The 21,837-nt window shown below is 49.4% G+C and carries 19 protein-coding genes and 1 pseudogene; 15 read left to right on the top strand and 5 right to left on the bottom strand.

The genetic code is table 11. From position 1 onward, the window contains the following. The first annotated feature begins 1 nt into the window (after position 1). The 7 genes from AC4G46_RS20930 to AC4G46_RS20900 all read left to right on the top strand — a co-directional run bounded on the left by AC4G46_RS20930 (position 2) and on the right by AC4G46_RS20900 (position 9,240). On the top strand, positions 2-1,828 hold the full coding sequence (locus AC4G46_RS20930; RefSeq protein WP_491124411.1) for a sensor histidine kinase: 1,827 nt from the start codon (positions 2-4) through the stop codon (positions 1,826-1,828). Then, a complete protein-coding gene (locus AC4G46_RS20925; protein WP_491124410.1) occupies positions 1,825-2,847 on the top strand; it encodes a substrate-binding domain-containing protein in 1,023 nt (340 codons plus the stop codon). Before AC4G46_RS20930 ends, AC4G46_RS20925 begins: the two co-directional genes overlap by 4 nt. Positions 2,848-2,984: 137 nt before the next feature. Then, entirely contained in the window at positions 2,985-4,070 is a 1,086-nt protein-coding gene (locus tag AC4G46_RS20920) for a galactose ABC transporter substrate-binding protein (RefSeq protein ID WP_491124409.1), read from the top strand. A 147-nt stretch (positions 4,071-4,217) separates the two neighbouring features. Next, positions 4,218-5,729, top strand: coding sequence for a sugar ABC transporter ATP-binding protein (locus tag AC4G46_RS20915; protein WP_491124408.1), 1,512 nt, complete (start codon positions 4,218-4,220; stop codon positions 5,727-5,729). A 110-nt stretch (positions 5,730-5,839) separates the two neighbouring features. Further along, complete coding sequence (gene mglC / locus AC4G46_RS20910; protein ID WP_491124407.1) at positions 5,840-6,847, top strand: galactose/methyl galactoside ABC transporter permease MglC; 1,008 nt, start codon at positions 5,840-5,842, stop codon at positions 6,845-6,847. A gap of 235 nt (positions 6,848-7,082) precedes the next feature. Next, positions 7,083-7,322: a hypothetical protein gene (locus AC4G46_RS20905; RefSeq protein WP_491124406.1), complete on the top strand. Its 240-nt coding sequence runs from the start codon at positions 7,083-7,085 to the stop codon at positions 7,320-7,322. 934 nt (positions 7,323-8,256) lie between these two features. Continuing rightward, positions 8,257-9,240, top strand: a complete 984-nt coding sequence (locus tag AC4G46_RS20900) for a phosphotransferase family protein (protein ID WP_491124405.1) — start codon at positions 8,257-8,259, stop codon at positions 9,238-9,240. Between the two features lies 1 nt (position 9,241). On the opposite strand, the gene AC4G46_RS20895 is transcribed toward AC4G46_RS20900, so the two are convergent. Both AC4G46_RS20895 and AC4G46_RS20890 read right to left on the bottom strand, forming a co-directional pair. Next, a complete protein-coding gene (locus tag AC4G46_RS20895) occupies positions 9,242-10,375 on the bottom strand; it encodes a glycoside hydrolase family 88 protein (protein ID WP_491124404.1) in 1,134 nt (377 codons plus the stop codon). Continuing rightward, a complete protein-coding gene (locus AC4G46_RS20890) occupies positions 10,356-12,110 on the bottom strand; it encodes a DUF2264 domain-containing protein (RefSeq protein WP_491124403.1) in 1,755 nt (584 codons plus the stop codon). Before AC4G46_RS20890 ends, AC4G46_RS20895 begins: the two co-directional genes overlap by 20 nt. A 121-nt stretch (positions 12,111-12,231) precedes the next feature. Between AC4G46_RS20890 and AC4G46_RS20885 the strand changes: the two genes are divergently transcribed. The 4 genes and pseudogenes from AC4G46_RS20885 to AC4G46_RS20870 all read left to right on the top strand — a co-directional run bounded on the left by AC4G46_RS20885 (position 12,232) and on the right by AC4G46_RS20870 (position 14,393). After that, positions 12,232-12,837: a hypothetical protein gene (locus AC4G46_RS20885; protein ID WP_491124402.1), complete on the top strand. Its 606-nt coding sequence runs from the start codon at positions 12,232-12,234 to the stop codon at positions 12,835-12,837. Positions 12,838-12,928: 91 nt separating this feature from the next. Continuing rightward, positions 12,929-13,111, top strand: a pseudogene (locus AC4G46_RS20880) (YiaA/YiaB family inner membrane protein); the annotation flags it as partial. After that, positions 13,103-13,405, top strand: a complete 303-nt coding sequence (locus tag AC4G46_RS20875; RefSeq protein WP_491128943.1) for a YiaA/YiaB family inner membrane protein — start codon at positions 13,103-13,105, stop codon at positions 13,403-13,405. The pseudogene AC4G46_RS20880 and the gene AC4G46_RS20875, both read left to right, overlap by 9 nt. A gap of 79 nt (positions 13,406-13,484) precedes the next feature. After that, positions 13,485-14,393 carry a DUF3885 domain-containing protein gene (locus AC4G46_RS20870; protein WP_491124401.1) on the top strand — a complete coding sequence of 303 codons (909 nt, stop codon included), beginning with the start codon at positions 13,485-13,487 and terminating at the stop codon, positions 14,391-14,393. Between the two features lie 9 nt (positions 14,394-14,402). Here the strand turns inward: AC4G46_RS20870 and AC4G46_RS20865 are convergent, their stop codons facing one another. The 3 genes from AC4G46_RS20865 to AC4G46_RS20855 all read right to left on the bottom strand — a co-directional run bounded on the left by AC4G46_RS20865 (position 14,403) and on the right by AC4G46_RS20855 (position 16,734). Beyond that, positions 14,403-15,713 carry an alpha/beta hydrolase family protein gene (locus tag AC4G46_RS20865; RefSeq protein WP_491124400.1) on the bottom strand — a complete coding sequence of 437 codons (1,311 nt, stop codon included), beginning with the start codon at positions 15,711-15,713 and terminating at the stop codon, positions 14,403-14,405. Positions 15,714-15,843: 130 nt separating this feature from the next. After that, the gene (locus tag AC4G46_RS20860; protein ID WP_491124399.1) at positions 15,844-16,284 is read right to left on the bottom strand and encodes a DUF3021 family protein; all 441 of its coding nucleotides are present in this window, start codon (positions 16,282-16,284) and stop codon (positions 15,844-15,846) included. 12 nt (positions 16,285-16,296) lie between these two features. Next, positions 16,297-16,734 carry a LytTR family DNA-binding domain-containing protein gene (locus AC4G46_RS20855; RefSeq protein WP_491124398.1) on the bottom strand — a complete coding sequence of 146 codons (438 nt, stop codon included), beginning with the start codon at positions 16,732-16,734 and terminating at the stop codon, positions 16,297-16,299. A gap of 225 nt (positions 16,735-16,959) precedes the next feature. Between AC4G46_RS20855 and AC4G46_RS20850 the strand changes: the two genes are divergently transcribed. The 4 genes from AC4G46_RS20850 (at position 16,960) to AC4G46_RS20835 (ending at position 21,453) form a co-directional block, all read left to right on the top strand. Next, positions 16,960-18,171, top strand: coding sequence for an ATP-binding protein (locus AC4G46_RS20850; protein WP_491124397.1), 1,212 nt, complete (start codon positions 16,960-16,962; stop codon positions 18,169-18,171). 122 nt (positions 18,172-18,293) lie between these two features. Further along, entirely contained in the window at positions 18,294-19,433 is a 1,140-nt protein-coding gene (locus AC4G46_RS20845; protein ID WP_491124396.1) for a 5-methyltetrahydropteroyltriglutamate--homocysteine S-methyltransferase, read from the top strand. A 276-nt stretch (positions 19,434-19,709) separates the two neighbouring features. Then, complete coding sequence (locus AC4G46_RS20840; RefSeq protein ID WP_491124395.1) at positions 19,710-21,023, top strand: PT domain-containing protein; 1,314 nt, start codon at positions 19,710-19,712, stop codon at positions 21,021-21,023. Between the two features lie 37 nt (positions 21,024-21,060). Next, a complete protein-coding gene (locus AC4G46_RS20835) occupies positions 21,061-21,453 on the top strand; it encodes a VOC family protein (protein WP_491124394.1) in 393 nt (130 codons plus the stop codon). Positions 21,454-21,837 lie beyond the last annotated feature (384 nt).

Raw genomic sequence — 21,837 nt, 5'->3', positions numbered from 1 at the left:
GATGAACAAAAGCAAGGGGGATTTCTTCCCGCTGCGTCCGCAGACCGGCCAGCGCGGCCGGATGCGCCTCTCTGCCAAGCTGCGGAGCATTCAGCTGATTATTACCCTCTCCTTTACGGCAGTGGCTGTTCTTGTAGCAGTCATTGTCGCTTTTATGCTGTACAACAAATTTGCCAAAACCGCGGAGGAGAACGCCAACCTGAATATGCAGCAGATTATTGAACAGGTTAATTACAACCTGGAGCTGTATGTGAAGGGAATGAGCAATATTTTTGATACGGCGGAGAAGCAGATTACCTCAAGTGCATCCATAGACTCGCCGCTGCTCTATGAACGGATGGATACGTTGATGAGCAGCCGAGAGGATCTGGTTTCTGTGGCTGTTTTTACCCCTCAGGGTCAGTATGTCGTCGGTACACCGGGACAAAGCATGCGGCTGAATACGCAGCTGCATAGCCAGAGCTGGTTCACCAGCGCCCAGAAAACGCCTGACATCTCCTACTCCGCGCCGCATATCCAGAATTTGTTCAAGGGAAAATACACCTGGGTCGTGTCCATCAGCAAAATGATTCAGTACAAGCAGGACGGGGAACTGAAGTCTGGCATTCTGCTGATTGATTTTAACTTCCGGACGATTGATCAGCTCAGCCGTCAGGTCAAGCTCGGCAAGCGCGGATATGCTTATATTCTCGACCCGCTGGGCAATATCGTCTATCATCCGCAGCAGCAGCTGATTTACGCCGGCCTGAAGTATGAGAATGTGGAGCCGGTGCTTGAGTATGCTTACCGGAGCTATCTCGATGAATCAACCGGGGAGAAGCGGTTTATTACCGTCCGGACGGTGAAAGAGACGGGCTGGAAAATCGTCGGCGTAGCCTATTACGATGAGATTGTAACGACCAAACGCGACCTGAACCAGTTCCTGATCTGGTTTCTGGCCGCAGTTATCCTGTGTGTTATCGCGGTGTCCGTCCTCCTTTCCTGGCTGATTGCCAGCCCCATCCGCAAGCTGGAGCGGACAGTCAAGCAGGTGGGAGACGGGGATCTTAATACTCCGATCAATGTGAGCGGCGCCTATGAGGTAGAGCAGCTGTCCAGGCGCTTCAACCTGATGCTGCAGCGGATCCGGCAGCTGATGGATCAGATTATCTACGAGCAGGAAACGAAGCGCAAGGGTGAGCTGGAGGTGCTGCAGTCGCAGATTAACCCTCATTTTCTGTACAATACGCTCAACTCTGTTGTCCGTCTGGCCGAACGCGGCAAAAATGACGAGGTCATCACGATGATCCAGTCACTCTCGAAGTTTTTCCGGATCAGTCTCAGTAAAGGAAACAACATCATTACTGTTCAGGAGGAGCTCGATCATATCCGCCATTATCTGGTGATTCAGAGCTTCCGCTTTAAGAATAAATTCCGGTTCGAAATCAGGGCACAGGAGGAGGTATTGCCGCTTCAGACGATTAAGCTGATTCTGCAGCCGATTGTAGAGAACGCGCTTTACCACGGCATTGAAATGTCCCCCGATGAGGGGCTGGTGCTGATTACTGCGGAGCTGCAGGATGATTTGATTATTATCAAAATCAGCGATAACGGGATAGGCATGTCCAAAGAGACGCTGAATACAATCCTGAGCGGCGGCGGAAAAAGCGGCAACGGCTCCGGTGTCGGGGTACGCAATGTCAACGAAAGAATCGGACTTTATTACGGGCGCGAATTCGGGCTTGCTTTTGAAAGCGAGCTGGAAGAGGGGACAACGGTAACGATTGTTTTTCCGGCGGTTAGCAGCAGTGCAAACCCGGAGAGTATAGAGGGGGAGGAGCCTTTATGAAGATCATACGTCTAATACTGACGCTGCTGATGTGCGGGCTGGTCTGGTTATCGGTTACCTCCTGCTTTAATACGTCACCTGTCTATATCAATACCAAAAACGCACGCAATATCCATATGATCGTCAAGATGAACAAGGGTGATTACTGGAATACGGTCAAGCTTGGTGCAGAAGCGGCTGCCAAGGAGTTCAATGTCAATCTGACGTTCAAAGCGCCGGATTCCGAGAGCATGATTGATGAGCAGGTTGCCATGGTTGAGGATTCGATCAGCCAGCACGCAGATGCTATTATACTGGCGGCCAGCAGCTATATGGGGCTCGCTCAGGTTGTCGACCAGGCGGCGTATTCCAAGATCCCGGTTATTTCGGTTGATGCCGAGGTCGGCTCTGCAAAGGTAAGGTCCTATGTCGGCTCCAACGGCTATGAGGCCGGCCAGAAATCTGCTGAACGTCTGATTAATTTGCTGAACGGCACCGGAGAAATCGGCATTCTTAATTTTACCAGCGCTCCCCTGAACGGGGAGCATGAGAGCGGCTCGATAGATTACGGGGCCCGGGATGCGGATGAGCGGGAAAAGGGTTTTTTGAACTATGCCGCCCGTTATCCGAACATTCATGTAGTGCAGATTTCATATACCACCTCGAGTACCATCGAAGCTGAAGATTTGACCCGGCAAATGCTGAAGAACCATCCGGGGCTGCGGGGGATCGCCACACTGAACGAGACGGCCTCCCAGGGAGCGGGCAAGGTGATTCAGAGCATGGGACTTGATAACATTATCAGAATGGTCGCTTTTGACAGCTCTCCATCCATGCTGGAGCTGCTGCAGAACGGCACCGTTCAGGCCACTGTCATCCAGAATCCGTTCAGCAACGGCTATCTGGCAGTGAAATATGCGGTGGAAGCGGTGCAGGGAATGGACGTGCCGGAGCGTGTGGATACCGGGACGAAGCTGATTGATCTGGACAATATGCTGTATCCGGAGAATCAGAAGCTGCTGTTTCCGTTCGTAAAATAGGATTTTTATGATATTAGAATTTTTATAAAAGACAGTAGTATTTTATATTCGCAACCGTTTTCATGTGGGGCATAATAAGGATGTGCCTGAGACACGGACACACTAATAAAGAAACATCACCAGGAGGTCATTAAATTATGAAAAAACTCACTTCCGTTTTACTTGCTAGTGCATTACTGGGTGCAGCTCTGGCAGGCTGCGGCGGCAATAACAACAACTCTGCTAATACAGCTGCAACAAATGCTCCGGCCGGCAACTCGGCAGCGGACACAGCGAATTCCGGCAGCGGCGAAACGCCTAAAGTCGGTGTAGCGATTTACAAATTTGATGATACCTTCATGACCGGCGTTCGTAACGCAATCGATGCAGCAGCTAAAGGTATTGCAACTGTAGACATCGTAGACAGCCAAAACTCGCAGCCGACCCAGAACGACAAGGTTGACCTGTTCGTTACCAAAAAATATGACGGCATGCTGATCAACCCTGTTGACCGCACGGCTGCCGGCGTTATCATTGACAAAGCTAAAGCAGCTGACATTCCGGTAGTATTCCTGAACCGCGAACCGCTTCCGGAAGATATGAAGAAATGGGATAAAGTCTACTATGTAGGTGCAAAAGCAGAAGAGTCCGGCACGATGTCCGGCCAGCTGATCGTTGACTACTGGAAGGCACATCCTGAGGCTGACAAAAACGGCGACGGCGTGCTGCAGTACGTAATGCTCAAAGGCGAACCGGGACACCAGGATGCCGAGCTGCGCACGACTTACTCCATCCAGGCTATCGAAGATGCCGGCATCAAGGTTGAAAAGCTGGCTGAAGATACTGCAATGTGGGACCGCGTAAAAGGACAGGAAAAAATGGCTGCCTTCCTTGGTTCCCACGGTGACAAGATCGAAGCGGTTCTGGCTAACAATGATGACATGGCACTGGGCGCAATTGAAGCTCTGAAAGCGCAGGGCTACTTCACTGGCGACAAATACATGCCGGTAGTAGGTGTTGACGCTACAGCACCAGCTGTTCAGGCTCTGCAGGACGGAACGATGCTCGGAACAGTACTGAACGATGCGAACAACCAGGGTAAAGCGGCAATCACGGTTGCAGCGCTGTTGGCTAAGGGCGAAACTCCTACTAAAGACAACGTAGGCTTCGACATCACTGACAACCAATACGTGTGGATCTCCTACAAAAAGATCACTAAAGACAACGTAGCTGACGCGCAATAATAGCCTCTGGTATAAACAGAACTAATAGACAAAATGATAACCGGGGAGCGGGCCCATCCGCTCTCCGGACTTCCTTAAGGGTAGGGAACAGGATAGAACCGCTGTGCCTCTCATGGAAAAAGAAAAAAGCGTAGGGGGCGTAACAACATGGCTAATGCTGAGTTTTTGCTGGAAATGAACAATATTACAAAAGAATTCCCCGGCGTTAAGGCGCTGGATGGAGTTAGCCTCAAGGTTAGACCGGGTTCGGTTCATGCACTCATGGGCGAAAACGGGGCAGGAAAGTCCACACTGATGAAATGTCTCTTTGGCATTTATTCACCGGACGCCGGTGAGATCTTTCTGGATGGCGAAAAAGCCAATATTACCAACTCTAACGATGCCCTTGGGCACGGGATTTCAATGATTCACCAGGAGCTTCATCCGGTACCGTTCCGGAGCGTGATGGAGAACATCTGGCTGGGACGTTTTCCGACTAGGGGAATCGGGCCGATTCAATTCATTGACCACAAAAAAATGTATGCGGATACGGAAAGTCTGTTCAAGGATCTGGACATTGATCTGAATCCCGAAACCTTGGTAGGCAAGCTGTCAGTATCCAAAATCCAATCCATTGAAATCGCGAAGGCCGTTTCTTTTCATTCCCGCGTTATCGTAATGGATGAGCCGACCTCTTCCCTGACAAGCGTGGAAGTAGAGCATTTGTTCCGGATTATCCGGGACCTGCAAAAAAGAGGCGTAGCTATTATCTATATATCCCACAAGATGGAAGAAATTCTTGAAATCTCTGATGAAGTAACCATTATGCGTGACGGTAAAAAGATCGGTACCTGGCCGTCTGCTGAGCTGACAACAGATCTGATTATCTCCCGGATGGTTGGACGCGACCTGACGAGCCGCTTCCCGGAACGCAGCAACGTACCTGGTGAGGTCTATCTGAAGGTGGAAGGACTGACTTCCCCGGAGCCGAGATCGTTCAAGGATGTCTCATTTACACTCCGGCGCGGTGAAATTCTCGGTGTAGGCGGACTTGTAGGTGCACAGCGTACAGAGGTTATTGAAGCCCTGTTCGGGCTCAGAGCCATCCAGTCCGGCAGCATCTCCATCGACGGGAAAAAGGTCAACATCAACTCACCGCAGGATGCCAAAAAGCATGGTCTGGCCCTGCTGACGGAGGAACGCCGCGTAACCGGTATTTTCCCTGTACTGTCTGTCCATGAGAACGGAGCGATTGCCAATCTGGACCGTTACCAGAAGCCATATCTCCTGCTTGACGGCAAGAAGAAAAAGGTAGAAGTCGACCGGATGATCGAGAAGCTCCGTACGAAGACACCAACCACCAAGGTACAGATTATGAACCTTTCGGGCGGTAACCAGCAAAAGGTGCTGCTGGCCAGATGGCTGCTGACCGAGCCGGAAATTCTGCTGCTCGATGAGCCTACCCGGGGGATTGATGTCGGAGCCAAATTTGAAATTTATTCAATTATTGCCGACCTTGCGAAGCAGGGGAAGAGCATCATTATGATCTCCTCCGAAATGCCTGAGCTGCTGGGCATGTCTGACCGTGTAATGGTCATGTCCGAAGGACGGCTTACAGGAATACTAGAAGGCGACCAGGCTACGGAAACCGAAGTTATGCGTCTCGCCGCACAGCACTAGGATAGGAGCAGTACTGACAACAGCGAAGTCGGAGGTGCTTCCTGTACAGCTGGTTCAGCTCACATTAGAATCGCTAAACTTCGCGTAACACTTAAGGAGGAACACTACTCATGGACGTAAAAAAAGCACAATCCTTTATCACCCAGAATGCAATCTATATCGTACTTGTCATTCTCATAATGGGGATTATCGTATACGAACCAAGCTTTATGTCAGTCAACACTCTGCGTGACGTACTGATCCAATCTTCAACCCGCGTTATTATTGCCCTCGGGGTGGCCTTCATCCTGATTACAGCAGGTACCGACTTGTCGGCAGGCCGTGTAGTCGGCTTCACCGCCGTTATCTCGGCATCGATGCTGCAAATTCCGGATTATTCCCGCCGTTTCTTCCCGGATCTGCCGCAGGTGCATGTACTGTTTCCAATCGTCATTGCTATCGTGGCCGGTCTCCTCTGCGGTCTGGTCAACGGTCTCGTCGTTTCCAAGCTCAATGTACCGCCGTTCATTGCCACACTGGGCACCATGCTGATCGTATACGGCGTAAACTCCCTGTATTTCGATATGGACCCGAACCAGTCACAGCCAATCGGCGGACTGCGTGAGGACTTCACCAAGATTGGCTCCGGCTTTATCGGCAGCGGCCAGTATTCCATACCATACATCGTCATCATAGCGATAGTCGTCGCCGCCATTGTCTGGGTGCTGTTCAACAAAACCAAGCTCGGCAAAAACATGTACGCCATCGGCGGCAACATGCAGGCTGCCAAGGTTTCCGGTATCAACGTATCCAAGAACCTGATCTACATCTACGCTATCGCAGGTGCCCTGTACGGTCTGGCTGGTGTTCTCGAAGCAGCAAGAACAGGCGGAGCTACCAATAACTACGGTAACATGTACGAGCTTGACGCCATCGCGGCCTGCGTAGTCGGCGGCGTATCCACTACAGGCGGTATCGGTACCGTTCCGGGTGTACTCGTCGGGGTTATCATCTTCACCCTCATTAACTACGGTCTGACCTTCATCGGCATCAGCCCTTATTATCAATTGATCATCAAAGGTCTGATCATCATCGCTGCGGTATCGTTTGATATGCGGAAGTACTCGTCGAAGAAGTAGGCTTTGCTCGGTGATTGGGCGTAACTCCGGGAAAGCTTTGGGCTTCCGGCCGCTGTTATGTTTGGATTTCCTGATTTGAACCGCTAATCGCGGTAGAAATCCAAACATAGCCTATGCTTCCGAAGTGAGCTTTCCTGCGGAAAGCTTTCAGGCGGACGCTCCGCTCCTCCAGCTCCAAACTTTCCCTCCGTTACTCCCATCACCTCGCCAAGGTGGGGGAAAGCAGCAAAAGCGTTTGCTAGCACTGCATAGCAAACGCTTTTTGGTGTTTCGATTGCTGCGCTCCGAAACAAAACGCCAAGAAAAAAACAAAAAACCAAAAAGCCAAAAAACCAAAAAGCCAAAAAGCCAAAAAGCCAAAAAGCCAAAAAGCCAAAAAGCCAAAAAGCCCAACCAGCTGCTGTGCAAAGCCCGGCTCAGCATTGCTAACTGCAATGTTAGTGTAACCTCCCGCTTAACCCGCCAACAGCAATAGTAGAGTAACCTCCCGCTTAACCCGCCAACAGCAATAGTAGAGTAACCTCCCGCTTAACCCGCCAACAGCAAAAGTAGTGTAACCTCCCTCTTAACCCACAAACTACAGTAGTAGTGTAACCTCCCGCTTAACCCGCCAAGTGCAATGTTAGTGTAACCCCCGGCTCAACCCGCCAACAGCAAAAGTAGTGTAACCTCCCGGCTCAACCCGCCAACTGCAATAGAAGTGTAACTCCAGCTCGGCGCACCAACCTCAGCATCAGTACAAACCCCGGCATATCCCAACCCAAAAGAACTTTGTAAGGACCACCCGTCGGCCGCCTTGGACGCTAACGGACACCACAGCCGTTATTTTCGCCAAACGGTGCTTTTTGAGGAGCTAACGGACCGAGATGACCTTATTTCGCCCAGGACAGGTAATTTTGAGGCTGAGCTGGTTAATTAACGGCGCTGGTGTCCGTTAGAATGTGATACTTGGGATTTTGCGGCAGATAAGGTCATCTGAGTCCGTTAGCCGGGTAGGGATGGAGATGCGAAGAGCATACCAAGTAGACGCCAAGGGGATGCGAAGGAGATGCAGAGGGCATTTGAAAGGCATACGGGGCATACGAAGGGCGTACGGAGACATGCAAAGTGCAGAGGACAGGCCAAAGACATGCGAAAGACACGCGAGAGACAAGCGAAGAGCATGTAAAAGGTCAGAAAAGGTTATACGTGGGCAAGGGGGGCGACTATGTTCTCTGAGCCATTTCCTGCACCCAAGCAGCAACAAAAAAGCAGCCGCTCGACTTAAATCGATGGGCTGCTGCGTATGGCTATTTTTACAAAGACCTTATTCAACATCATAGCAGAACGGGAAGAAACAGTCTATATTTTTTCCAGGGATTATTATACAGTGAGGTAGCCGGCAATACAATGATCAGGAGTGTTGTTCAATGAATGTTAACGTTAGCTGCCACCTAGACCCCCTTGCACTGCAGAAATATATCGGCCAGGTTTTTGGAAGCTCCCACGTAGTTTCAGGTGTGACCAGAATGCATGGCGGTGCCCAAAAGGTAGTCTATAAGGTAGACTGCACGAACGGCTTCTGTTGTGTGCTTTATGTGTGGGATCTGACCATGAACTTTTTTCAGCAGGAAATCGAACAAAATACGATCAATGCAAGTTCATATGGCAGCGGCCTGTTTGCATCCAGCAACAGGTTTTTGAAGGAACATTCCATCCGCACGCCGGCACTTTACGACTTGAATAATGACAGAACGGACTATACGTTTGATTACGCGCTGGTTGAGTATATTGACGGACAAAAAGCTGAAGCCTATTTCAGTCATCCTGATCCGGAGGTTAAGGAGCATGTTTTACAGCAGGTAGGGACTCTGGTTACAGCCATGCATAACATTAAGAGAAATACCTTTGGTGCACCTGAGCAGCATCGTAACGTACGTAAAGCAGGCCAATGTCATCTGGTGCTGCAGGATAATGCAAAGCTGCAGTTAGCTTACGCAGTGCAGTATATCGACCTCATTAACACTAATAAAGAGAAGCTGCTGGATAAACTGAATGAGCTTGCAGACAGAATCGGACCAAGGACAGAATACGGGCTGATCCACGATGAACTCGGCCCCGACCACCTGCTGGTAAATGAGAGGCTTGAGCCTTATCTGATTGATATTGAAGGCGTGCGGTTCTTTGATATCGAGCATGAGCACAGCTTTCTTGAATTCAGATTCGGCGAGTATTACCGCTATTTGCAGAACGATTCCCTTGATCCTGACAGGATGCGGTTTTACCGGTTCCATCATCATATCGCCTTAATCTCGGCCGGGCTGAAGCTGCTGCACCGCGGATATCCGGATCAGCGATTTTCAAAAAATCTGTCCAGATATCACACAGAGCTGGCCATGCGGTATATTGAATAAGCTACCAGATCAGAAAGTCCCGGTCTAACAGCCGCAGAATGGCCTCCAGAAAAAAGTAGTCGCCGTAAATAATCGGCACTTCACGGTCCGACTCCCGGTGATACCTTCCGGAGCCGTGGGAGACGATGGAATCCGTCCCGGGGTTCCAGTCACAGAATATCTCACCGATCTTCCTCAGGAGCCGGACCGCAGCTTTTGTATACAGACCTTTCTCATATTCACCAACAAATTCGGATAGCTCCAGTAGTCCGCAGGCAGCGCACACGGCAGCAGTTGTATCAATATACAAAGGCTCTTCCGGCGAACGGAAATCAATAGGTATCTCGTAGTCGTTGACGGCGGCATTCGCGATAAAATAATGCGCTGACCGTTTGGCGGCATCCAGATACTCCTGCTTCAGGGTATACCGGTAAGAAAGCGCCATGCCATAGACAGCCCAGGATTGGCCGCGGGTCCAGGAAGAGCCGCTCTCGTACCCTTGCCCGCCCGGATTATCCAGGTACCCACCAGTTTCCGTATCAAATTGCACCAGATGGTTACAGGAGCCATCCGGCCGCAATACGTACTGCAGGGCCATGTCAGCGTGCTTGAGTGCAATCTGCTTGAGGCCGGAATCCTTGCGCTGGTCAGCAGCCCAATAGAGCAGGGGAAGATTCATCAGACAGTCTACAATGGCGATGCCGTCCTGCCCTTCGTTCCAGGCCCGGATATATCCGCCGGCCGGCTGAAACCGCCCGGCGAGAATACCTGCTGCATGAAGCCCGCGGATACGGGACTGCTGATTTCCGGTAAGCCGGAAATCAGCCACAGCCGTATGTAACCACAGGAATCCCAGATCATGATCCAGGCCCATGTAGTCAGCTAACCCCTGATCCAGTTTTGCTTCGATTTGTTCAGCTGTGTCTTTGTATAGATCATCCTTGGTAGAGTGGTACATCTGCCACAGAATGCCGGCCCAGAAGCCGTTTGTCCACCAGACAAGGTTCCACTCAGCCATGTCCCCGTAGGTTCCATTGACTGGAATATAGGGCATGATCGGGCCGACGCGGAGGCATTCTGCTTTTACTTTTAATTCAAGCTTGTCCCAGACCCGGGCCGCCCACTGGCGGTCCGTTTCACTGATCGCATATCTCATAACCGTGACCACTTCCTATCTGTATTTTGACATCTGCGAAATCTGCCTCAATTCTGGTTTCGACACTAAGCCTTCCCTTTGGAATCCGGTATTCAATAGCCGGGATTAACGCGGTGGGGAAAATCAGATTGGTATTCGGCGCGCTGGTGATCACCATAGGTCTGCCGGTGCCAGAAGCTGCTGAGCTTCTGCCATTAGCATCTATGACAGCAGCAAAGGTATCGCTAACCTCTCTGCGGGTCTCTCCGGGCAGGTCGGGATAAGCAAACCCGCAGTCATATGCGGTGCATTCCAATTCGCTGGTAATCGTATGGCGCCGGATATGACCTTCATCTGTTGGAATAAGCCAAGTCTCGACCTCAATGCCCTTGGCCGGGCTCCATCTGGAATATACCTCTGTTGCGGTGACGTTATATTCCAGGCAGGCTTTTCGCACATAAATCATATCGTGAACGTAAAAAGCCAGCATGCTGTCTGTTCCCGCCTCATGCAGATGACTGTACGATCTGGGGCAGCTGAACCCGAACCGGGTGGAATACGCGAACTTTGCGTATTTTTCAGCTGCGTGGGTAAGCTGCAGAACCGGGTATTGCCCGGCCGTAAGCGCGGTGACACTATAGCCGCTGCGGTAGATCAGCATGTTACACTCGGCGATAGCCAGCCGCTGTTCAAGCTTGGGAAGAGGCTCGCTTTTCACGGTCCAGAACTCGTGGTCTGCAGGAAGGGCAAGCAGCGCGAAGCTTTTGAAAGCCCAGTACGGGGAACCGGATGCATTATAACCCTCTGACATATTGAGATTCGGATACGCATAACCAATGGATAACACGCCGCCATTATCAAAAATAGGCTGCCGCAGCCACTGCTCCATATGCCGTTCTATGAGTCCTTTTAATACTCCCATTGGCAGAACATCAAGCTCCAGCATCGCGCTCATGCTCCAGAAGGCTGCCTGGGCAAACCGGTAGGACATGGACCTCCCGAAGGGCAGGGCCTTGCCTTCATCATCAAACCAGTAGATAAAGGTTCCGGCAAACTCCTTGGCTCTTGCTTTGAACAGCGCTGATCTTAGCGGGTCTTCATCACACATAAACTTGGCATACAGCAGGCAATAGAAATGAATCGCAAACGAAACATAGTAGTCCTTCTGAGGACGCAACCCGTCGGAATACCAGCCGTTCCCCAAATAAAAGGACTCATATTTAGCCATAGCTTCTTCCATACGCTCGTTGCTGTATGGCATGCCTATATGCTTCAGCGCCAGGTTGGTGATAACATTGAAATACTGCCAGTTGTTTTCGGCTAAGGAATAGAGATTAATCTGCCCCAGCCATGCTGCCAGATGGTTACGGCTATGCTCCGGCATAGGCTCCCATAATTTCTCCGGGATCATCAGCAGCCCGAAAGCGATAGCGGCCATTTCCACCATCCGCTGGTCTTTATGGTGCAGATCCCCCCAATATTCCGGAGAATCCGGATTGGTTCCGTTCGCCAGACCCTCCAGATAAACGGGCAGCAGGCTGACCTCTTTACCGCCGCCGGCCCAATAAGGAACCAGTCCCCATAGCAGGCGTGAAAAGCCCTCCATTCCTGCAACGCTGCTCCCGTATCCGGCTGTTTCAGCGCCAAGCTGAAGCCTGGCTTTTCCCGGGCTGAAACGTCCCTTTAACGGCTCTATCATCGAAAGGAGCAGTCCTTCGTAGAACTCCCGGCCGCCGTGATCCTGTACTGCTTGCATAGCTGTCTTCCACCTTTCCGCACATCATTCCTGACGTCTGCTGATCTGCAGCGCTTCCTGCCTTAACTATAGGATCAGGCCTGTGTGATGTATATGCGCAGAATGTCCAATCGGATAGAAAATGACAGCAGTGATGTCGGCAAAATACACAATGCGGTTGGCAGCGGAGACAGCTCCGGGATTTTCAAACGTTGTAAAGAATAATGGAATAGGGAGTGTGGCTATAATGACCGATATTTTTAACAACATAGAAGTGGTACTGGGTAGGAGTCACTTTTGTAAAGTTGAGCATCACATTATCGTTATAGACGGTATGCCTCTTGATGCATTACTGCATAATCACTATCCCTCACGCAATCTTGAAGGGTTAATTCCGGTGATGCCGGACTGGCTGGATGATCCGGGGGAGAGAGAGTTTATATTATCAAGGTACAATTGCACCAGTAATGAGTTTGTAATGCCGGTATTGATGTGCCCGGACGATTGTGATTTAAGCTGTACGGTGGTGGTTGCGCATGTAGTGCGGACGGGAAACAGGGTGACCTGGACAAAGCTTGGTATCGATGTGAGCAGCAGGGAGGATCTGTTGTCAGGCTATGATCATATAGGAACTACTATGGACTGGCTGGATAAAATTACGGAACTAACTTTTACAGAATCCGATTACATCTCACAATTCAGCAAAATTTATCTGTTAAACGGATGCAGCGCAGATAAGCGTGAGTAAAGTAAATTATGGTAGAATTTTACCAAACTTTCAGGGTATAGTGGAGGAGGAATAGTGCATTCCAGATTGCAGTGGGGGGAGAAATCAGCAGATGAATCAAACGTACCGCAAGCGTAACACGACTGCCTTCACATTGGCTTCTTATTTTGCCTTGGCAGCAGGCCTGTTCTTATTCTGCCTGGGTGTCTACAATGACAATTGGGAGCTGAATGTGAAGGGGTATTATATTCTGTGCATGGTGCTGATTACGATCAGCTGCATCGTCATGCAGAAGGTTGTCCGGGACAATACGGAAGATAGAGAAATCCGCCTGGAGAATCCGAAACACCGGATGAGGAACACAGCTGCTTTTACCGGTATGGCCATTGCAGGTTTAGTTATCGGTTACGCCATGTTCTTTATTGGCCTGTACAATGCTCCGTTTCAGTTAAATGTAAAAGGGTACTACATCGCTGTGATTCTGCTAATTTCGTATAGTGCGATCGGCGTACAGAAGGTGACGAGAGACAACGCTGAAGACAAGGACATTCTGGCCGAGCTGGAATCCAAAAGGGATTATCAGGGATAATAAGAGCATTTAAACAAGAAAGGTCCATCCTGGGATGGGCCTTTGTGAATTTATATATGAAGATGAGGGGAACATCCCAGTGAATATTGTAAAAGAAGTGACAGCCCATGCTCTTTACATACGTTTTGAACTGGGTTTGGGAAGCTTGATGGATGAGGCCTACCGCAGGGAAGGTCTGCATCGCGCGAATTCGATTTGCCGTTCCATTTTTGATCCTGAGGACCATGTAGTTTTTTTACATCATACCAGTTATAGCAGAAATGAAAAATGTGCCAGTACTGTACGTTTAAAGCGCTTTTTCAAAACCCGGTTGAGGCAGCAGTTAAGTTCAAGTGTTCTGCCATATGAGTTCGATGAATCGGAAGAAGATCTTTATACTTTTGAATGGAAGGCTGAAATCAAAGCCAAAGAAATCCGGATACCGTATGTACTGGAGTCCATTGGCAATTTAGATTTCAGGCGTAAACCGGAAGCAGGCGGCCAAATTTACCTGTACAACAAAACAAAAGGAATTTTGTTTCATATGTATGACGATCGCGGCTGTGATGTTTACAGTTCCGATAAAGACGTTCTGCTGCCTATCTACCATCAGCACCGGAAGTGGATTTTGGACTATAACCGGTACCAAATTGACAATCTTTTTGGTGAGGGTCTTACAGGCATCATAGAAACGGATGAAGAACAAAAATCCCGCAGGAAGAGTAATAACAAGAAGATCGTTGAATCCGGCATCCATCTCAGGCGCATCAATACTTGTCGTATAGCACATTATTTCGAGATTTCCTTAGATGATGCAGATACATTTGCAAAGGAACTTGCTTTCACATCGTTTGAAATTGAGCGGGTTTCCGAAACAGATAACCGGGTCACTTTTACAGCTGCCAAGACGGAAGCATTAGCGCAAATTGATTATCAGAGTCATCTCATGAGCATGTACGGTAAAAAATATGGGGCCTATATTGGTTGGAGCTGTGAGAGAGCAGATTGACAGATTGATTCAATACACCTCTTTCGGAGAGAAATCGCCAATCCCCTTCAACGTATAATCAAAAAACTGCAGTACCAGCCGATTCATGTTCTCGATGCAGTAGTATTTATCAATGACCGCTTTTCCAACCGGCATCATTGTAGCCAGTATAGGGGAGAACAGCGGCAGATCGGTCAGGCTCATATGATTGGCTCCCTGAAAATGAACGGAGTATGCTTCGGTGAATGTTTGATCAGCTGTTTTGTTGGCAGCATACACAGTGGCATAGTCAAGCTGCTTCCATACATCGTCGGAGTAAATATTAAGCAGCGGGATATTATAGGCTTCATTAGCCGCGGTAAAATCATCCGCCTCCCGGTCATAACGAAGCTCGCTGAACAGCGGGGCGTCCAGATTGACAACGGCACCGATGTCGCCACGCTCCGCTCCAAGCCAGACACTGGCTGCGCCGCCCATTGAGTGGCCGAATACCCCGATTCTAGCCGGATCAATTAGCCCATAAACAGCAGGGCCGTTGCCTTTTGCAGCATTTTCCATAACCGAATCTATCACCAAATTCATATCGCCGGTGCGCAGCTTCATCCATTTTTGAATGATCCCGTAAAGCTCCTTTGCCGTATAAATCCCGTCTTTGTTAGTATTATTGAATTCCCGGAAATAATCCGGGCTGATCATCGTCAGCGTTCCATCCTCAGCTTCCGTATAAAAAGAATGATAGGGGTGGCCGATGGAAGCAACGACATAGCCATGGCTGGCAAGTTCGGTAAACGTAGAGGTATTGCTTGAGCTGATTCCGTAAGCCCCATGGGAAAAGACCAGCAGCGGATAAGTCCCTTCAGTCTGCTCCGGATACCAGAATTCCACATTTACGTGTCTGTTCTCACCGGTATCCGTAAACTCCTCAATACGGTTCTTGTCCGTGTAGGTATACATAGCTGTTGCAACAGGATATTCCCCTGTAACCTCAGGCAATCTGTATTGCGGAAAAAGCAGTACAGGTGCAAAAGCCAACGTCAGCACAATGAGCATCAGGATTGCTTTTGCCACAATGGCTGAGCGTTTGAACACACGGGGATTTGCTTTGGGCTGCCGGATTAGCGGCAACAGGCCTGCCGCAGCCAAAAGAAGCAGCATACCTGCGCAAATAATCCAGCTAAAGCTCCATTCAATCCCAGGCAACAGGGTGAGCATAACAAACATGATAAACACAGTAACTCTGACCAGGCTCTTTACTTTTCTCTGCCGCTGCTTCGTAACCAGACAATATACAGCCAAAGCAATCTCAACCAAAGGCACAACGGTGAACAATACGATTTCCATCTTCTGTTTGTCCCCTTCCGGTGTTATTCATAAGGATGGCTTCATCTTATGAAACTGCCGGAGGGAAGCGTATAGCAAACGAATAAGCTGTAGCTACAGGCCAATAAGCTGCAAAAATAACCTTGATCTCCTAGCCATCCTGCCGGTCATCCATCTTCAGCTGACGTAGTTTTTCATTAATCTGCTCCGCTTCTTTTTTATCCACCTGCCAGGATAACAGCCGGACGATCCCGTAGACTGCGGCAATCTGCACAGCGAAAAGGGCTGTAGGCAGGAAACCTCTCACCATCCCGGTCACAAACGCCAGGGCGATCAGAATCACCTCAAGAGCGGCAAAATGAAGGATCACCCTTGTCCGCATATTCCGCTCGCTTACCCCGTCAGGCGTGTAGAGAATAATCCCCGTTAGCGTACCGACCAGTGAGAAGCCCATTATGATATAAATGGTAATCAGATCAAAGGCTTCGTCAGGATCAAAGATGGATCGTAACACAGTAATAATGATGATAATGGATGCAAAAATAATCAAAAAATCCCGCAGCAGCTCTTTTACAATTTGCAGTGGCTTCATCCCGTTCCCCCCTTATAAGCCCAGCATGTTTTTGAGCACAGGCACGTACTGTCTGGAAATCACAACACGCTCCCCGTTATCCAGTACAGCTTCAAACCGCCCGCTGAACGCCGGACGAACCATGGAAATTTTGGCTATGTTCAGCACGGTGGATTTGGATGCGCGAAAACAGCTCAGCCTGCTGCTAAGCGCCTCCAGCTCATAGAGCTTTTGCTTGACCTCATACACGCTGCTCCTGCAGTAAATGAACACCTTCCCGTCTACGGCTTCAAAATAATAGATGTCCCTGAGCTTGATCCGGTGAACGCGTTCATTCTGGTATCCAAGCAGTACGAGACTGTCGGTCTGAAGCCTATGTATTATACCCCTTATTTCCTCATCTTCCTCGTGGCACCGGATAATGATCTCTTCTTCCTGTTCTCTGGCAATCTGTTCGACTGAAATTTTCATTTCTGCACCTGCTTTGATAGAATTACACTTTATTGTAAAGGCTAAGGACATAACCTTTTATTAACACATTCTTTAAACAGAAGTCTATAATTTCCAGCAATTACTCTAGGAAATGTCTGTTCTTTTCTTATAATAGAGAAATGAAGAACGCTTGAGCACATCTGAGAGGACGTTAGATCTTTGTTTGAAACCCTACTATTGAATTTTCTGTTTATTCTGTTTCCGGTGTTGATTGTTGTAATATTTTTTGAAAATAGAGCCAACCGTTACAATAACAAAATCCTGGTGTTTATGTCTGCAGTCACGATGATCCTGTGCATAGCCAAGCCGATTAAGCTGGAGATGGGCTTTATTTATGATCTGCGCTATGTGCCGTTTATTCTTGTGGCGTTATTCGGCGGGTACAGGAACGTGCTTCCGTTATATCTGATTCTAAATATATACCGGCTGTATATCGGCGGGGCGGGTATTATTCCGTCCTTCCTGTTTTCCACAGCGGTGCTGCTGATTGTGCCGTTTTTAAGCAAATGGTTTCTCAGGCAGAGCGCCAACCGGCGGATTGTATCGGCAACCTTTATTGCGGCGCTGACGATGGGCATCTATCTGATTATCCTCGGAGTGATGAAGGGGACGCTGGACAGGCAGTTCTGGACCCTGACGTTCTATGCCTTGACAACACATGTCGGAGTAATGAGCATTATTATGATTCTGATTGAGCAGATCATTACCAATATCCGAAACCGTGACCGGATTCTCCAGTCGGAGCGTCTGAATGTCGTCAGTGAGCTGGCGGCCAGTGTGTCACATGAAATCAGAAATCCGCTTACGGTGACGAGCGGTTTCCTGCAGCTGCTCAACAAATCCGGGAATATTACGCCAGAGGAGAAAGGCTATGTGGAGCTGTCCCTGCAGGAGCTGGACCGGGCGGAGAAGATTGTCAGTGATTATCTTTCTTTTGCCAAGCCGCAGTCCGGTAATATGGTGTTCTCCAATATGCTGACAGAAGCAGAGTATACCAAGAATATCATTATGCCCTTTGCCTCTATTCACAAGGTTGACGTTCAGTTCCATTTCACCAATACACTGAATACCAGCTATGACAAAAATCAGATCCAGCAGTGCCTGATCAACCTTTACAAAAACGGCATAGAAGCCATGAAAGAGAAGGAAGGCGGGACGCTGACCATTCAGATCTCGGAAAACAAGCAGAATATTATAATCAGCATCCGGGACACCGGGATTGGCATGACGAAAGAGGAAATTTCACGGCTCGGCAAGCCGTATTACTCCACCAAGGAGGAAGGAACCGGCCTGGGAATGCTTATGGTATACAGCACTGTGGACAAGCTCAAAGGGGATATAGAGGTTGAGAGTGAAAAGGGCAGGGGAACCGCCTTCCTGATTACGATTCCCGCCGGAGGCCCTTCTCCGGACTGATTATCAGGGCTATCCTGGTATAGCTATTAATTATAACGGATGATAGATCATTAGTAGAACAGTACAGCTGAGCAGATATGCTATAGTAGCTGTACTAATTGAACTGATGAGGAGATTAACCGATGAGCACTCAGACCGAACCTTTGAAACGTACCGTAACCCCATTCCGATATGATATTGTAGGCAGCTTCCTGCGTCCCGCCGCTTTGAAGGAGGCCCGGTTAAAATACAAGAACGGTGAGATTACCGCCGCCCGGCTGAAGGAAGTTGAAGACGCCGAAATCGTCAAGCTCGTAACGAAGCAAAAAGAAGTCGGCCTCCAGGCCGTGACTGACGGCGAATTCCGCCGCTCCTGGTGGCATCTGGATTTCTTCTGGGGCTTTGACGGAGTCGAGCAGACCATTATTGACCTGGGCTATCAGTTCAACGGAGCCCAGTCCAGACCGGAAACGGCCCGTCTGAGCGGCAAAATCAGCTACAGCAGCCATCCGTTTGTCGCACACTATACCTTCCTTAAAGGGATTGCCGGCGATGACGTGGTTGCCCGCCAATCCGTTCCGGCTGCTGCCCAGTTCCTGTTCGAGCTGGACCGTGCCGAAAATAAAGAAAGCACAAACGCGCTGTACCCGAACCGCGAAGAGCTGCTGGCTGATACTGTTAAAGCCTACAAAGGTGCAGTGCTTGATCTGTACAATGCGGGCTGCCGCAGCATTCAGTTCGACGATTGCACCTGGGGTGCGCTGTGCGACGAGCAGTTTGTGGCTATTATGGAACAAATCGGCGTGAATGTGGCTGACTATGCTAATGAGCTGGCCCAGGTGAATGCTGCCGTTGTAGCCGGTCTGCCGGAAGACCTCGTTGTAACGACCCATGTGTGCCGCGGCAACTATGTATCGACCTATGCCGGTGTAGGCGGAGGCTACGAGCCGATCGTGCAGACACTCCTCGGCATCGACAATTACTCCGGCTACTATCTGGAGTTCGATACCGACCGTGCGGGGGATTTCAAGCCGCTGCGCTTCCTGAAGGAGAACCAGCAGGTAGTGCTGGGCCTGTTCTCCTCCAAGTTCGGCGAGCTTGAGAATAAGGAAGATATTCTCAAGCGGATCGAGGAAGCCAAGCAGTACGTTGACCTGAACCGGATCTGCCTGAGCCCGCAATGCGGCTTCGCTTCCACCGAAGAAGGCAACCACCTGACAGAAGAGCAGCAGTGGAACAAGCTTGCGTATATCAAGGAAATTGCGGATGAGATCTGGAAGTAAGATAAGCATCTCATCTAAATGGATTAAGCCGTACGGAATATTCCGTACGGCTTAGCTGTGTTTGGGGGGCCGGAAGCGGCGGTATTCCCGCTTGCCGTAACAAGCGTAACAACCGTGAGCCCATTGCGGTGGAAGTCCGGCTGAAGCTTGAAAGGAGAAGGTCCGGGCAGAGAGATTTCAGCAGGGTTAACTTCTTAAAGGTTTGAGCAGGTGGAAAAGGCTGAAACCGAGAAATAGTATTGGAGCAATACAGGCTGTACGCAAGGAGTCTGTCAGGTGGGGATTCCGGTGCAGCGTGTGCTGCCGGGCAAGATCAAACTGGTTGGACAGATGATCAGGTTAGAGGAGAGACTGGAGTTTATGGGGATTTTGAAGACCGCGCAAAGGTTAGTTTTTATTCTTATTGCTGGTGTTGTTGCTGCATCTTGCAGTGAACAGGAGGTATTGCCCGTAAATACAAAGACTGACTTTGCTTCATCTGATCATAACTTGATTGAATCGGTGCAAAAACCAATGGAACAACCAACAGCAGCATCGACAGTAGAACCGACGGCAGTACCGGTAGCAGAACCGACAGCAGAACCGACAGCAGAGCCGGCTGCTGGTGAGATGCCCGGGCAGCACCAGGAGACGTGGGAGGACTATCTGAACTCGGTCGTCGAGCGGAGGGAGGAGTATCTCTTTTTTGCTGAACAGAGGTTTGAGATTAATCTGCAGGATCGCGTAATGCAGGGTGAAATTACTTTAGTGAATGATTCTGAGGGATTTTCCTCCATTGAAGATTCATATGTTTCTGCCTACCTTATAGATATTGATAAGGATGGCTTAGACGAACTCTATGTTACTACTATGGAGGGTTCAATCAGGCAATATTACGGGCATATTTATAGACAGAACGGTGAGGAGTATACCCGGGTTGACACTTTTGAAGGTAATATTATCCCTTATGAATACAACGACGAAATTCATTTTTTGGACGTAGTAGCTGACTTTGAAACGAAATTTACAAGTGCTGTCATTGAATATGAAGCTGACGGGCTAGCATTCAAACCGGTAAAAACGCTGGAGGTTCATTATACCTATGACGTATCAAAGCTACCGGAACCTTGGTCAGAAGTTATCAGCAGCTCTGAGTTGAATAAATTGCACGAATATGAACTACTCCGCTCACCGGATGCTACGGTTACCAAGCTGACCGAACAGCCCGCTTTCGACATCCAAGTAACGGATGATAAGAACAGCAATTCATTCAGGTTTACTGTCCAACTCTGGTTGACCACTGTAGGGTATGCACCAAATTACTGGGAAATCCTGGCGGCTGATGAGGATACGCAGCATTTTATAGGTATGGAGCAGATAGACTCCGGTCAAGTCAGCAGCACAAATGGTGCAGTAAATTATGGTCTGAAATTCTATAAGGATGCTGCTTCCGGCCAGCTGTTTCTGCTCAAAATATCCTATCCGTTCTTCACAAGGGAAACCCGTAAAGACGGCGATCTGATTCTGGAGATCTTCCGGTTTAACGAGAAGGATGCAGAAAAGATTGACGAGGTGCTGCTGGAGCCAAACGTTGAAATTATAGCAGAGTAACAAAACGTCTGTAATTATATCGAAGGGTGGTAAATGAATGAATTTAGGTGCGCTCAACGTCAATGTAATTACACTGTTTGTGGAGGATCTGCACAAGACCAGAAGGTTCTATGAGGATATATTCCGGTTGTCGGTTGTATACGAAGACGAAGTATCAGCAGTATATAATTTCGGTAATATGAGCATTAATCTGCTGAATGTATCCGAGGCAGCAGGACTGATTCAGCCGGCCAAGCCTGCCGGCCCGGAATCCGGCTCACGGTTCCAGTTTACGATACAGGTTGAGGACGTAGATGCAGCAGCCAGGGAATTGGCACAACAGGGAGTCGAGCTCCTGAACGGTCCATTGAACCGGCCATGGGGAGTACGCACCCTGGCTTTTGCAGATCCGGCAGGCCATATCTGGGAGCTTGCGCAGCCACTGTCTTGAAATGACAGAAGCCTCTAACGGACACAAGGGCAGTGCAAAGCTGCCCTTGATCTTCCGGCCAACACCCACCAAAGGGTGTTTTTTGTGCTGCTTTTGATCTTTCCGACGAAGGGGATTGAAGGGACGGAGCGGATTTTGGAACTGGAGGAGCGGGAGCGTCCGCCTGAAAGCTTTCCGAAGGAAAGCTCGCTACGGAAGCAATACTGTCTTCGGATTTCACCCGCTGACAGCGGTATAAATAAAGGAAATCCGAAGACAACAGCGGCCGGAAGTCCAAAAACCGCGGAAGTCCCGCAGTATCCTCGCAGCTCCAATGTCTGGGCACAGAAACACCCTTTCCCCCTCAACTTCATACGATATAGGCAAAAGCCTTTATAAAGGAGC

It is taken from the genome of Paenibacillus sp. fava2, assembly GCF_058313675.1.
Note: the sequence above shows the minus strand (reverse complement) of the source record. Positions and strands in the feature narration are given on the sequence as shown.

Excerpts from the sequence above, each read along its gene's own strand:
- AC4G46_RS20930 (WP_491124411.1), top strand. The coding sequence starts at position 2 with ATGAACAAAAGCAAGGGGGATTTCTTCCCGCTGCGTCCGCAGACCGGC.
- AC4G46_RS20925 (WP_491124410.1), top strand. The coding sequence starts at position 1,825 with ATGAAGATCATACGTCTAATACTGACGCTGCTGATGTGCGGGCTGGTC.
- AC4G46_RS20920 (WP_491124409.1), top strand. The coding sequence starts at position 2,985 with ATGAAAAAACTCACTTCCGTTTTACTTGCTAGTGCATTACTGGGTGCA.
- AC4G46_RS20915 (WP_491124408.1), top strand. The coding sequence starts at position 4,218 with ATGGCTAATGCTGAGTTTTTGCTGGAAATGAACAATATTACAAAAGAA.
- mglC (WP_491124407.1), top strand. The coding sequence starts at position 5,840 with ATGGACGTAAAAAAAGCACAATCCTTTATCACCCAGAATGCAATCTAT.
- AC4G46_RS20900 (WP_491124405.1), top strand. The coding sequence starts at position 8,257 with ATGAATGTTAACGTTAGCTGCCACCTAGACCCCCTTGCACTGCAGAAA.
- AC4G46_RS20895 (WP_491124404.1), bottom strand. The coding sequence starts at position 10,375 with ATGAGATATGCGATCAGTGAAACGGACCGCCAGTGGGCGGCCCGGGTC.
- AC4G46_RS20890 (WP_491124403.1), bottom strand. The coding sequence starts at position 12,110 with ATGCAAGCAGTACAGGATCACGGCGGCCGGGAGTTCTACGAAGGACTG.
- AC4G46_RS20885 (WP_491124402.1), top strand. The coding sequence starts at position 12,232 with ATGACAGCAGTGATGTCGGCAAAATACACAATGCGGTTGGCAGCGGAG.
- AC4G46_RS20875 (WP_491128943.1), top strand. The coding sequence starts at position 13,103 with ATGCAGAAGGTTGTCCGGGACAATACGGAAGATAGAGAAATCCGCCTG.
- AC4G46_RS20865 (WP_491124400.1), bottom strand. The coding sequence starts at position 15,713 with ATGGAAATCGTATTGTTCACCGTTGTGCCTTTGGTTGAGATTGCTTTG.
- AC4G46_RS20860 (WP_491124399.1), bottom strand. The coding sequence starts at position 16,284 with ATGAAGCCACTGCAAATTGTAAAAGAGCTGCTGCGGGATTTTTTGATT.
- AC4G46_RS20855 (WP_491124398.1), bottom strand. The coding sequence starts at position 16,734 with ATGAAAATTTCAGTCGAACAGATTGCCAGAGAACAGGAAGAAGAGATC.
- AC4G46_RS20845 (WP_491124396.1), top strand. The coding sequence starts at position 18,294 with ATGAGCACTCAGACCGAACCTTTGAAACGTACCGTAACCCCATTCCGA.
- AC4G46_RS20835 (WP_491124394.1), top strand. The coding sequence starts at position 21,061 with ATGAATTTAGGTGCGCTCAACGTCAATGTAATTACACTGTTTGTGGAG.